7 protein-coding genes are annotated in these 12,756 nt (G+C 66.7%); 1 reads left to right on the forward strand and 6 read right to left on the reverse strand.

Annotated elements, in window-relative coordinates:
* Positions 1 to 8: 8 nt before the first annotated feature.
* On the reverse strand, positions 9 to 2,765 hold the full coding sequence (locus K8940_RS21025; protein WP_223391993.1) for an ATP-binding protein: 2,757 nt from the start codon (positions 2,763 to 2,765) through the stop codon (positions 9 to 11).
* A 46-nt stretch (positions 2,766 to 2,811) separates the two neighbouring features.
* Positions 2,812 to 3,777 (reverse strand): HNH endonuclease, encoded by a 966-nt coding sequence (locus K8940_RS21030; RefSeq protein WP_223391994.1) that lies wholly within the window; start codon positions 3,775 to 3,777, stop codon positions 2,812 to 2,814.
* 177 nt (positions 3,778 to 3,954) lie between these two features.
* Here K8940_RS21030 and K8940_RS21035 point away from each other — a divergent pair, with 177 nt between their 5' ends.
* Entirely contained in the window at positions 3,955 to 6,714 is a 2,760-nt protein-coding gene (locus K8940_RS21035) for a winged helix-turn-helix domain-containing protein (protein ID WP_223391995.1), read from the forward strand.
* Here K8940_RS21035 and K8940_RS21040 read toward each other — a convergent pair.
* The 4 genes from K8940_RS21040 to K8940_RS21055 form a co-directional block, all read right to left on the reverse strand.
* Positions 6,711 to 9,515 carry an ATP-binding protein gene (locus K8940_RS21040; protein ID WP_223391996.1) on the reverse strand — a complete coding sequence of 935 codons (2,805 nt, stop codon included), beginning with the start codon at positions 9,513 to 9,515 and terminating at the stop codon, positions 6,711 to 6,713. The genes K8940_RS21035 and K8940_RS21040 overlap by 4 nt on opposite strands.
* A gap of 201 nt (positions 9,516 to 9,716) precedes the next feature.
* The gene (locus tag K8940_RS21045; protein WP_223391997.1) at positions 9,717 to 10,214 is read right to left on the reverse strand and encodes a MaoC family dehydratase; all 498 of its coding nucleotides are present in this window, start codon (positions 10,212 to 10,214) and stop codon (positions 9,717 to 9,719) included.
* 20 nt (positions 10,215 to 10,234) lie between these two features.
* Positions 10,235 to 10,798 carry a MaoC family dehydratase gene (locus K8940_RS21050; RefSeq protein WP_223391998.1) on the reverse strand — a complete coding sequence of 188 codons (564 nt, stop codon included), beginning with the start codon at positions 10,796 to 10,798 and terminating at the stop codon, positions 10,235 to 10,237.
* 69 nt (positions 10,799 to 10,867) lie between these two features.
* Positions 10,868 to 12,655, reverse strand: coding sequence for an AMP-dependent synthetase/ligase (locus K8940_RS21055; protein ID WP_223391999.1), 1,788 nt, complete (start codon positions 12,653 to 12,655; stop codon positions 10,868 to 10,870).
* Positions 12,656 to 12,756: the final 101 nt, after the last annotated feature.

Genomic DNA, 12,756 nt, shown 5'->3' on the forward strand with positions numbered 1-12,756 from the left:
GGCCCTGTCTAAATCAGCGCGGGGGATGCTCCAGTTTCATCGTCCCGCAGCAGGTCATGCAGGCTGGCGGACGCTCTGCGTTCCCACCCCTTGGCGCCGGCCGCTCGCGCGGCGAGCAAGGCGAACTGAAACTGAGCCCGCGCACCTTGGGGATCGCCCGCCCTGGCCAGTCGCACGCCCTCGGCGCGCAGGATCTCCGGCCCGGCCCAGCCGCTGAGCCCAGCCCTTGCACGCGCCACCAGACGCTCGTTCACCCATGACGGGTCGATGGTGGTCAGGAGCTCGTCCTGCATCAGGCCTGCCGGCTCGGGACGCAGAACCGGCGGTGAGCCTCGCAAGGCCAGCAAGCTGGCGCCATAGGCCTCGCCCAGACGTCGCCACCGATCGAGGGCGTAACGGCGGGCATATTCGACCAGGAGCGCGATATGGTCTTCGGCTATTTCCAGATCGCCATTCCATAGACTGATCGGACAGGCCCCCAGGGCGAGCGCCTGGGAGACGGCGAAGGCGCCATCCTGCTCAGCCAGGCGCAGGGCTTCCGCGGCCACGCCCGCCGCCTCCTCGGCGCTTCCCTCCAGCCAGAGGACTCTGGCCAAGATGATCCGCATCGAGACCCGCCGATCGACCGCGGTCTGAGCGTAGGTCATCGGGATGCCTTTGGCCGGATGGCGCAGGACGCGCTCGGCCAGCTGGCGGGCCCGCACCTGGTCGCCGGCATGGTGGTGGATCTGAGCGGCCGTTCGATCGGCCAAGAGGATCGCCAGCGGATCATCGGCCGCCCGCACGATCGACGAAACATAGTCCGACCGCGCCGCCGCTCCGGCATAGTCGCCCTGCTCGAGAAGATAGAGGCCCTCTTTGAGAAGCGGCTCGACCTTGTGGCGCGGATCCTCGAGGCGGGCGCATAGGCTCGTCACTCGGTCGAAGGTCTCTTTGAGTTCGACCGGGTCGACCACGGTGTTGAGGTTGAGGGCGCACAAGGCGGCGGTGAGGCGCACCTCCGAGATCAACTGAGAAGGCGAGGCCTTGGCAAGTTCCCCCAAGGCCACCTGGATGCGCCGCTTGAACTCGTCGATCAGGGAAAGCTGGTAGCCGAACGGGAACGAAGAGGCCGTCAGAGCGGCGCCGACGGCGACGTCGCCTTGTGGGCCGAACGACCACTCCAAAGCCCCGCGCACGTCCTCGACTGTGTGGCCGTACTCGGCGAGCCAGTCGGCGCGCCCCATGGTGTCCCATCGCCCTTGGGCTTCGCTAAGGAGGCTCTTGAAATGCTGGGCGTGGCGGCGGGCCAGGACGTCGGTCTCGCCCTCCTCGTCCAGTCGTTCCTCGGCATAGGCCCGGGTCATGTGCAGGAGGCGGTAGAGGATCGAAGGGCCGCTGGGATCGGCGACGATCAGCGACTTGTTGGCCAGGGCCATCAGATCTTCGAGCACGGCGTTGGGCGTCAGGCCCGGCTCGCTGACGACGGCCGCCGCCGACTGCAGCAGGAACGAGCCTCGGAAGATCGAAAGCCGGCGCAGGACGACCCGCTCACGCGTCGACAGCAGGCTGTGGCTCCAATCCATGGTCGCCTGCAGAGACTGTTGGCGGGGGTCGGCCGTTCGCCGCCCCGGGGTCGAGAGCATCAGCCGCTCATCGAGCGCCTTCAGAAGACCCGGCACGCTGAAGATATCGACCCGCGCGGCCGCCAGTTCGATCGCCAGGGGCAGGCCATCTAGCCGCCGGCACACCTCGGCGGCGGCAAGCACGTCCTCCTCGTCGGGCGTGAGGCTTTCGACGCTTGCGGCCGCGCGTTCGAGAAAGAGCTGAACGGCCGGGTAGTCGCGAGCCATCTTGGCGTCGAGGTCTTGCCAGGTGGGGGGCGTCTCGAGGGCGGCTAGCCGATAGACCCATTCCCCATCGCCGCGGATCGGCTCACGGCTGGTGGCGAGGATCTTCAGGCGCGGCGCTGAGCGCAAAAGCCGCTCAGCGACGGTGGCCACGGCCAGCAGCAGATGCTCGCAGTTGTCGAAGACGAGGATGAAATCTTCATCGCCGATGTAGGTCGTCAGGCTCGCGAGGGGGTCATCGGCGTGGGCCGACACGCCCAGCGTCGTGGCCAGGGTCGCGGCCATCTGGGTGGGGTCTCGCACGGCGGCGAGTTCGACAAAGACGGCGCGGGCGCTGGAGGTCTGGAGCCAACGCTCGACCAGCGCCACGGCCAGAGAGCTCTTCCCGACGCCGCCGGGCCCGGTGATGGTGACGAACCGGCGCACGGCGGTTTGCACCACCAGGTCGTCGAGCACGGCCTCACGCCCGATCAGGCGACCTTGGCGCGGCGGCAAACCTCGCGGAAGGTTGACCATCGGTGGGTGGAGGCTCGCGCCCGCCAAGCGCTGAACCTGTCCGATGAAGACGTAGCCACGCCCGGGGTTGTTGAGGATGTAGCGCTGACCATCACGCCCTTCGCCAAGCAGCCGGCGCAGCGCCGCGACGTGGACCCGAAGATTGCTTTCCTCGACGAAGGTGTCGGGCCAGACCAAGGCCATCAGCTCGCGCTTGGTGACCACCTCGCCGGCCCGTTCGACCAGGGCGATCAGAATGTCGAGCGCGCGATCGCTGAGCCGAACCGGCGCCTCGCCCTCGGCCAGGACCCGCCGGGAGCGGAACAATCGAAATGGGCCAAAGGCCAGCGCCGCTTCGCCAAGGGTTTCGTTGGGCTCGTCCACCGCGCCGCTTTCCAAGCCTGCCCCGCCGCCCTGGCTTTGGGCCGCGACGGAGGTCATCGCAAAGTCAGCGCGTATCACCTTTCGAGGTGCGGCAGATGTGAGCCTAGGAGCTTACGTCCGGGCGGGGTCTGGACACCTCGCACAGGCCTGGGGAACCTTGGTCGCTCAGCTGCCCGGCGATCGCGGCCCTTATCTCTTCGACGGAATAGGGTGGCGTTCGACTGTGAACGACGTGATGGCAGGTGGCGCACAGCGGAACCAGGTCGCGAATGGGATCAACCTCGTAGCCCTCCCCGATCGCGGCCAGTGGGGTGAGATGATGAACATGGATCAGCTCCGCCCCAATCGATCCGTACTTGACCTCATAGTTCAAGTCGCACGCTTGGCACGTCGGGCCGAAGTGTTCGATGCACTGTCGACGGGCCGCCGGTGAGCGCTCGTAGCGCGTGAGCTCGACAGCCTTAGGCTCGCCCTCCCAAAGGCGCTGGGCTGGTGTCCACGGATCTACGGGCGGGCCAACAACCATACCCCTTGGCAGGAAGCCCGTGACGAAGTCGCCGGCGATACCGGTGACCTTGTGTTGCCAAACGCCCCACTCGCCGATCGAGAAGCTAGATTCAGGTGGCTGAGGCAGATGCTCAGAAAGCATGGCTCCGGAGGCGGGGTCTCGGTACAGGCGGCGCATGGATTTGTCGCGTTCGTGCAGATACCAGGCGGGCCATTCGCCAAGTTGGCCCATCCAACTCTGGCCCTGGGCATAGCTGCGCCGTGCGATCGCCAGGCATTCCTCCGGGGGCGGGACGGCGACCGTGATCTCGAACGGAGGCCCTGAAACCCCTGAGGGCGGGCTGAGATAGGCGTAGGTTTTGGTCTGCTTGACCAGGGTCCAGCCTCGGCGCGGCAGGAGTACGCTCAGGGTCATAGCGGCCCCGAAACGATAGACGTTGTCTCCGTAGTGCTTGGGGGCCTTGCCACTCGGCGTCAGGGCGATGGTCTCAAGCGGCCAGCCAGGCGGCGTATGCGATCTGGCGCCCGGCTCATCAAATTCGATCGTCTCCGGATCGTCCATCAGCGCCCCACCTTGATCGATCGGGAAAGACCCATCTTCAGAATAGGAGTGGGCTACCGACCCCTTCAAGCACCCCCGATGAAAGGCAAGGGTCACGCGGACTAACAGCCAGCTTACTTCCGACCGACACCGCAAGCGGCGCTAAGAGCATCTGGTCCATTTCCAGCGGCGAGCGGCATGCAAGACGGCTCGGATTCTCCAACTCAGGGGCAAGAAGGCGGCGGCAGCCGTGTGCTTCGCTTTGGCCCGTTTCGCTATGCCGCGACGGGGAACCAGCTTTTCGAGAACGGGACCCGTCTGAAACTTGGGAGCCGCGCGGGCGCGGTTCTGACGCTCCTGCTGGAGACGCCCGGTCAGTTCGTCAGCCGAGAGGCGATCCTGGACCGCGTCTGGCCTAACCTCACCGTGGAGGCGTCGAACGTCGCCGTCGCCGTCGTCGCCCTGCGGAAGGTCTTGGGCGAGCCCTATGTCGAGCATGTCGCGGGCCAGGGCTATCGGTTCGCCCAGGACGTCTTCGAGGATCGCCCGGAGCCGGAGATCTCACCGGCTCGATCGCGCGCGACGGCGAGCGCCGCGATCGGGCGGCTGATCGGGCGCGCCGATGAGCATTCACGCCTCTCCAAGCTCCTGGCCAGCGAACGGCTCGTAACCGTGGTCGGCCCAGGCGGCATGGGTAAGAGCTCTCTAACCCGAACCGTTTCGGCCTCGCTGGAGGTGGGCCGGGATGTCGCCTGGGTCGATCTTGGCCCTCTGGCGGAGGTCGCGGGCCTGACGGCCGTTGTCGGCGCGGCGTTGAGCGTCGATCCAGCCCCAACCATCGACACCATCGTCGCCCGGATCGGCGAGGGACCGACCCTGCTCGCCCTCGACAATTGCGAACACCTCGTGGAGGCCTGCGCGGAGTTCTGCGAGCGCCTGCTGATGCATTGCCCCGATCTTGTCGTGATCGCGACCAGCCGCCAGCCGCTCCGGGTCGAAGGCGAACGGCTGTTTCATCTGGGGCCGCTGGCGGTGCCGCCCGATGACGAGCCCATCGCCATTCGCAATCTCTTGGCCTTCCCGGCTGTGGCCCTCTTTGTCCTGCGCATGAGCGAGGCCGGCGCGGTTGAAACCCCCACGGACGACGACGTTCGCCTCATCGCCGAGGTCTGCCGGCGACTTGACGGGGTCCCGTTCGCGATCGAGCTGGCGGCCGCGCGCGCCGCGCTCTTCGGGGTCGCCGCTTTCGCCGAACAGTTCGAGCGCAGGTTTGGGGGTCTCCTGACGGGCCGACGCGGGGCATTGCCCCATCAACGCTCCTTGGAGGCGACCTTGGATTGGAGCTACGACCTGCTGAGCCCTACCGAGCAGGTCCTCTTTCGGCGGCTCGGCGTCTTTCGCGGCTGGTTCCCGGTCGAGGCGGCCATGGCGACGGCGTCGATAGACGGTTTCGACTCCCACTTTCCCGCCGACCTGGTCGGGCTGGTGGCCAAGTCGCTACTGATGCCGGGTCCTTCGCGGGGCGGTCGATATCGTTTGCTGGAGACGACTCGGGACTACGCGGCGGCGAAGCTTCGGGCTTCAGGGGAATGGAGCGCGGTCATGCGGGCTCAGGCCCTGCACTTAGCCGAGGTGATGGACGCGGCCGAGGACGATTGGAGCGCCTTGCCGCCGGACCGTTGGCGGGATCGATACGCCTATCGGATCGACGATGTTCGGGCCACGCTCGACTGGGCGCTCGAGGAGGGCCACGATCCCGAGGTGGGCATCCGCTTGAACGCCGCCGCGCTGCCGTTCGCCTTCCAACTGGTGCTCAGCGACGAGTTCCAAGGACGCGCCGAGAAGGCCCAGCAGCGGCTGGCGGCGATGATCGACCCCGACCCGCTGACCGAACTTCGCCTCAATGTCGGCCTCAGCATCTTCCGGCTGAATACCGGCGTGACCTCCCTGGAGGCCACCGCCAGTTTCGAGCGGGCGATGCAACTCGCCGATCGGCTGGGCGCCATGCGATACCGCATCGAACCCCTGCTCACGAAGGTCGTCACCTGTATCGAGCGCGGGGAACACGACGCTGGCCTCGCGACCGCCGCCGACCTGATGACCAGCGCCGCAAGAACGGATGATCCCTTGGCGATCTTGCTGGCCCACCGGGTTCGGGCTCAGGCGGCGCACTTCGCCGGTGATTTCGGCCTGGCGCGTTCTGACGCGCGCCGGGTGCTGGCGCACAAGGGCAAGAGCATCCCGCTTGTCTACAATCGCGCCGCCGTTGATCCCCAGGTTTCGATGCGGGCGATCCTGGCGCGGACCATGTGGATCGAGGGGTTCGCCGATCAGGCCGCCGCCATGGCCGAGACCGGCCATGGCCTGGCCAAGAGCGCCGGCGCCCTGGCCGAGGTGCAGGCGTTGGCTCTGGCGGCCTGCCCGATCGCGCTTTGGCGCGGGGATATCGAGCAGGCATGGTCCTATGTCGAACGGTTTCTGCTGATGGCCCGCCGGCACGATCTGGCGCGATGGCTGGTCTTGGGCGAGCACTACGCGGCGCTGCTGGGCGCGGGGCGTGAGGCGCCGGCCATTGCCCCCACGACGATCTTCCAGCAGGAGCAGTTGGCGAGCCTGGACCGGCGCTGGTTCGATGACCGGCTCGAGCAGCGCGCCTTGCTTGGGGACACCGGCTGGTGCGCGGCGGAAATGGTGAGATTGGCCGGCGAGCGGCGTGAGGAGACCAGCCCTGCGGAAGCTGAAGACCTCTATCTCTCGGCCCTGAACCGGGCCCGACAATCCGACGCCCTGGCCTTCGAGCTCCGCGCCGCCTGCAGCCTGGCTCGCCTACGCCAGGCGCAGGGCCGTCGAGACGAAGCCCGTAGTCCGCTGCACGCCGCGCTTGGCCGCTTTTCTGAAGGTTTCGAGACGCGCGACGTCAAGGCGGCTCAAGCGCTGCTGGTCGAGCTTGGCGGCTAGGTGACGTCTCGCGCCAAGTCCAAGGCACGTTGCTCCAAGCTCAAGAGATCAAGAAGACCGCCGCCGTCCAGCTTCCGAAGCGTCCGAACCAAGGCGTTCAGCGTCTCATCGCCCGGGTCTCTAGCCTTGGCGATGGCCAGGCCTGACAACCAAGCTAGGCTGCCTTGGCGCTGGGCCAGCTCGATGGCGGACTCCAAGACCGCTTCGGCGTCGACCATTCGGCCGACCTTTCGAAGGACCAGGGCCTCGCATCGCAGGAACTCCGCCGAGCACCATGTTTCGCCGTTGATGTCCGCGTCGCGGAACCGCTCGATGGTCGCTAGGGCGTCAGCCGACCGCCCCTGTTGAACCATGCTCAAGGCCAGGGCTCCGGTGAACCAGGGCACGAAGGGGCCGTAGTGGCTTTCGGTCAGAACCGCCAAGGCTTCAGACAGCAGGGCCTCACCCTCGGCCATCGCCCCAAGCCGGGAGTGAGACACCCCGAGCAAGCCCGCGGCGACGCCGTAGTGACTGTCGAGGGTATGGGTCCGCGAGACGGCGAGGATCTCGCGCAGGATTGGATCGACCGTGCGGGAATCGGCTCGTCCGATGAGCCGCGCGCCGCACACCCACATCAGGCCTTCGGCCATCGGCAGGGCCTTCTGGGTCTGACGGGCCATGGCCTCGGCCGCCGCCGCTTCGGCGAAACCTTCGCCCACGCGGCCCATCTGACAGAGGGTGGCGCCGAGCATGGCCCGCGCGCCGGGGGTGCGATCAAATCCTGTGTGGCTGACGAAGACCCGTCGATCCTCCACCGTCTCCAGCGCCAGGAAGGTCGTCAGGCGCTCGCGCGCCATTTCCAGCTCTCCCAGGTGGTGGGCGCTCAGTCCCATGACCCAGGCCGACATGATGCGGTCATGCTCAAGGCCCGAGGACTGCGCATGCGCCGCATGGGCGCCGGCCAGGCGAGACATTTCCGCGTAGTTCGGAAGACGCAGATTCCAGGTCCAGTTGGTCAGAAGGTCCGCGGTCGAGGTGGCCGAGTTCAGGACGGCACCGGCCGCATCCGGCGCCCGCGACCATGCCGCCTTGACGCTGCGCGTGGCGCCCTTGGTGAACATCTCGGCCGTGCGCATGGCCACGGCGACGTCCCATCCCTCCACGGAGGCGCGCTGAGCCGCCGACAGCCTGGGCATGATCTCGGCCAGGCGCGCGTGGCACTCGGTCAGGAGCGACAAGCCCAGCCAGAGCGGCAAAGCGCCGGAGGCCAGGCCCAGGGCGACGTCGAGATCGCCGGCTGGCGACAGGGCGTGACGTAGGGCGGTGCGCACATTGTCGATTTCGATGCCGTGGGCGGCGATCGGCACGCCCCCGATGTCGGCCCGGGCCTGCTGCAGGAAGTCGCGGAAGTAGCGGGCATGCCGGTCGGCCAGCATGCCCCGTTCGCCGGCGGTCTCCAGTCGCAGGAGCCCGAAGGCTCGGGTGGTCTCCAAGACCCGGAAGCGCAGTTCGCCTTCGCTGACGTCTGCGTGGATGAGGGACTTGAGGGTCAGGCTGGCCAACACCTCACCGACGTCGAGCGGATGGCCCGCATCGGGAAGGACCGCGTTGGCCGCCTCCAACGTGAACCCGCCGGCAAAGATGGCCAAGCGTCTCAAGACGGCGCGTTCGTCGTCGCCCAGAAGCTGGAAGCTCCACTCCAGGGCCGCATCGAGCGTGCGGTGCCGGGCCGCCCCGCCGCGACGGTCGGCGCGAAGAAGCTTCAGGTGCTCGTCGAGCCGCTCGGCGATCTGGGCCAGGCCGAAGGTTTCAACGAGCGCGGCGGCGAACTCGATGGCCAGGGGAACGCCATCGAGCCGGCGACAGATCGCGGCCGCCAGCCCGGCGTTTTCGAGGGTGATCTCAAAGTTCGAGCTGGAGGCGGCCGCGCGGTCGGCGAGCAGTTGAACGGCGGGATAGGAGAGCACCGCGTCCAGATCATTGTCGGAAGTGGTCGGTGGCGTGGAGAGCGGTGGGAGGCGGTAAACCGTCTCGCCCGGCACATTGAGCGGCTCGCGACTGGTGGCCAAGATCTTGACGGTCGGACAGGCCAGCGCGACGGCGGCGACCACGGCCGCGACGGTGTCGATCAGGTGCTCGCAGTTGTCGATAACGACCAGGACCCTGCGTCCGCTCAGGGCTGTGATCAGCGCCGAAACGGGCTCTCCGGGCGGCAGTTCAAGACGAAGGCCAGCCGCGATCGCCGAGGCGACGTGCTCGCCATCCGACAAGGGCGCCAGATCGACGAACCAGACGCCGTCGGCGAAGCGCGGCAGGTTGGACTGCGCCACCGAGAGAGCGGCCGTGGTTTTACCGACGCCAGCGGGACCCGTGATGGTCAGGAAGCGGCCGGTCTCTAGCCGGGTCGCGATCCGGGCCAGGTCCTCGGTGCGGCCCACGACGCGGGTCAGGCGGGCGGGGAGATTGTGGCGAGCCCAGGCCACCTCCGCTGGGGCGGGAAGGCTCAGCGCGCTGGCCACGACCTCGGCGATCAGGCGATAGCCGCGGCCGGGGACATTGACGATGTAGCGGGGGTCGGCGCTGGCGTCGCCGAGCGCCTGTCGAAGCGCGGTGATGTGGACGGTGAGGTTGGATTCGACGACGTCGGTGTCGGGCCACACCGCTTGCAAAATGTCGCGCTTGGCCACGGTGGAGCCGGCGTGCTCGGCCAGCATCCGCAGGATCCGTCGCGGGCGCGCGCCAAGCCTCACGACCCGGCCATCGCGGTACAATGTCTCCCCATCGGTCGAAATGACGAAGGGTCCGAAAGCCAGATCGGACATAGCCTCAATCCATTGGGCGACGGGGCCCCGAGAACGCGGACAAGATTCGGCGACGCGCCGCGCCACCGAATTGGCCTGACCTTATCAGCGCTGACCAGCGGTCACAGGTTAGCCGGTGCGCTAACGGTCATGCCGGACTCTTTCAGACGCAAAAGGGACGGAGGGGCCGCCCGAAGCTGCCCCTCCGTCCTCCAGGCCTGCCTAGGCTTGAGCGGCCCTGCGCGGCAGGCGAACATGAATCTCGCTCACACCGACGACGTCGCCGTCCATGTCCACGGCTTCGACTTGGACGATGGCGAAGTCCTTGCCGTTGCCGAGGGGGTGAATGTCGCGGACTTTTCCCAGGCAGGTGATCTCGGCTCCGATCACGCCGATCTTCGTGAACTTCGAGTCGATCGTGGTCACTTCGGCCAGCGGGCCGAAGGCGCGCAGCACCACCGAGGCCATGTAGGACATACTCATCATCCCGTGCTGGACGGTCGAGGGCGTGCCAAAGACTTGAGCCCGCTCGCTCCAGGCGGGGTTCATATGGACGGGATTGAGATCGAGGCTAGCGGCGCCATAGGCGTCGATCATCTCTTGGGTGACGGTGTAGGAGATCGGGGCGAGCTCATCGCCGGTCTTCAGGTCATCGAGATAGGGCAGCGGGCGCATCACCACATCGCTCGATGCGGCGCGGCCGAGGGTCTGGGTCGTCATGGGGATCACTCCAGATAGGGTCAGGCGGTCGCGAAGGCGGCGACTTCGTCGAGGTTGAGCGGCAGGATCAGCGTGCCCAGGCAGGCGGCCTTTTCTCGATCATCCTGGTCACGGAGCGACAGGTGCGTGGTCACGTAGCCCTTGCCGCGCCGCACGAAACGATCGTGGTTCTCCTGGACGAGCGATATGTGGTCCCCGACGTGGATGCGTTCGCGGTACTCGATCCGCTGGAACGGATTTCGCGCCCCCGGCGTCCGGATCCAGGAGCCCTGCACCGGCGGCTGGGCGAACCAGAAGCCGATCGTGGTGGTGAAGACCGGATGGACAAGAATGGTCCCTCGCGGCGCATGATGGCGGGCGAACTCCGGATCAACGTACAGTGGATGGGTCTCGCCGATGGCCCGATTGTAGTTGAGGACGTCCTCTTCCTCGACCACGAACACCTCTGGATGTCGCCGCTTCTGGCCGACGACCAAGTCCTCCCAAAGCTCGTTGTCGCGCCAATCGGACAGGAAATCTCCCGCGTAGGCCTGCTGCTTCTTGGTCACGAGCAAATGCTCGAACCGCTTGGTGTTGGCGCTCATGCGCTCCTCCCGGCTTGTTATTTTCTCCACTTGGAGAACTTTTGAACGGTACGGCTAGACGGCGCTGAGTCAAGCCCTCGCCGGGAACGGTTGCAGACAGCCTGGCTGAAGGTCCGGCGCGTAAAGCCGTTCGATCAGGTCGCCGTAGTGGGCGCTGATCGCCGCCCGTCGAAGCTTGAGCGTAGGCGTGACCAGCGCCCCTCCGGGTGGCCAGGGGTCGGGTACGATCGCGAAGCGCTTGATCTGCTCGACGCGGGCCAATCGCGTGTTGGCCAGCGCCAACCTGTTGGCGACATAGGTTTCGATCCGCGAGATCGTCGGCAGGTCCGACACGTCGGGGCCAGCGTCGCGATCGATCAGGGTCCACACCAAGTCCGGATCGAGAGAGACCAAGGCGGTATTGTAAGGGCGACCGTCGCCGACGACGCAGATTTGAGCGATGACGTCGCCATCGCCCTTGAGGATGGCTTCGATATAGGCCGGCGACATATTGTGACCGCCCAGGCCGATGATCAGCTCCTTTTTGCGACCCGTGATCCAGAGCGCGCCATCCGCATCGAGAGCGCCAAGATCGCCGGTCCGATACCAGCCGTCCGGAGACAGCGCCTCGGCGGTGGCGTCAGGCGCCTTGTGATATCCCGACATGACGGCCGCCCCGCGCAGCAGCACTTCGCCATCAGAAGCAATGGCGACCTCCATCCCGGGAAGCGCAGCTCCCGCACTCGCGTCGTGGCCTCGTCCGGGCAGGGCCATCGTCCCGGCGGTCGAGGTCTCGCTCGCGCCGTAGATGTCGCCGATGAAGAGCCCCAGGCTGGCGAAAAACTCGCGGACCTCGGGCGGTGTCGGGGCCGATCCGGTATTCAGCGCTCGGGCACGCGCAAAACCAAGTCGCCGGCGCACCACCGAGAGGACATCGTCCTCTGCCGAGGTTGCTCCGTTCTTTTCGATCCTGGATCCTCGGATTGCGTCCTCCGCGCCTAGCGAATCTCGATATCGCGCAAGTTCGGCCTCCGCGCGCATCTTCAGTTTCTCCCAAAAGCGGGGAAACGCGCCAAACCAGTGGGGTTCAACGACCTTCAGCAAGCGCGGGAGATCGGCGACGTCGGCGCAAGTCGTGACAACCAAGCCGAAACGATAGGCGCAGGCGTAGTGGCAGGCGCGCTCGGCGACGTGGGCGTGAGGGAGCCAAGAGATTATCGCATCGCCATCGCCGACGCCGGCCCGCCCGCCAATATCGCAAGCGGCCGCCATGAGGTTGGCGTGGCTCAGACGGACACCTTTAGGCGCGCCGGTAGAGCCGGACGTGTAGACGATCGTGGCGAGGTCGTCGGATTGAACACGTGCCGCGGCTTCAGCGAGGCGGATTGGCGTGACCTGCTCCTGAAGAAGCAATTCAATCGCGACGATGACGGGACCGATCGCCGTACTGACGCCGGCGGCGGGCGCATCCAGGACCACGATCGTTGGGGCGCGAGCAGCCTGGCCAAGGCCCGCTAGGACCGTCGGGAGCTTAGCGTACTCAACGAACAGGACGTCAATGTCAGCATGGGCGATCAGGTCCCTCAGTTGCTCGGCCGAAGCGGTCGGATAGAGCGACACCGGCGTTGCTCCGGCCATCAGGGCCGCTGTGTCGATGAGGAAATACTCGGGTCGATTGGCCATGAGGAGGCCAACGCCACGCAAACGTCCGAGCTCCGCAAGCGTCCCCGCCAGATGCTCCGCGTCATCGACGAAGGCGCGACGTGTCCAGGTGCGGCCGGCGCCGCCATCAATCAAGAGCGGCGCGTCGGGGTCGCGCTCGACCAAGGCCTTGAGCGCTGAAAGCAGGGTCTTGGGCTCGTTTGTACTGGCGTCCATAGCCACCTCCCATTATTTTCTCCAAGTGGAGAAGAAATGAGCGGTTCGCGATCAAGCTGTCAATTCCGGTCGCCTCGGCGACCCACTAGGATGGAGCCCAG

Source organism: Caulobacter segnis, from assembly GCF_019931575.1.
Taxonomy (GTDB): Bacteria; Pseudomonadota; Alphaproteobacteria; order Caulobacterales; family Caulobacteraceae; genus Caulobacter; species Caulobacter segnis_C.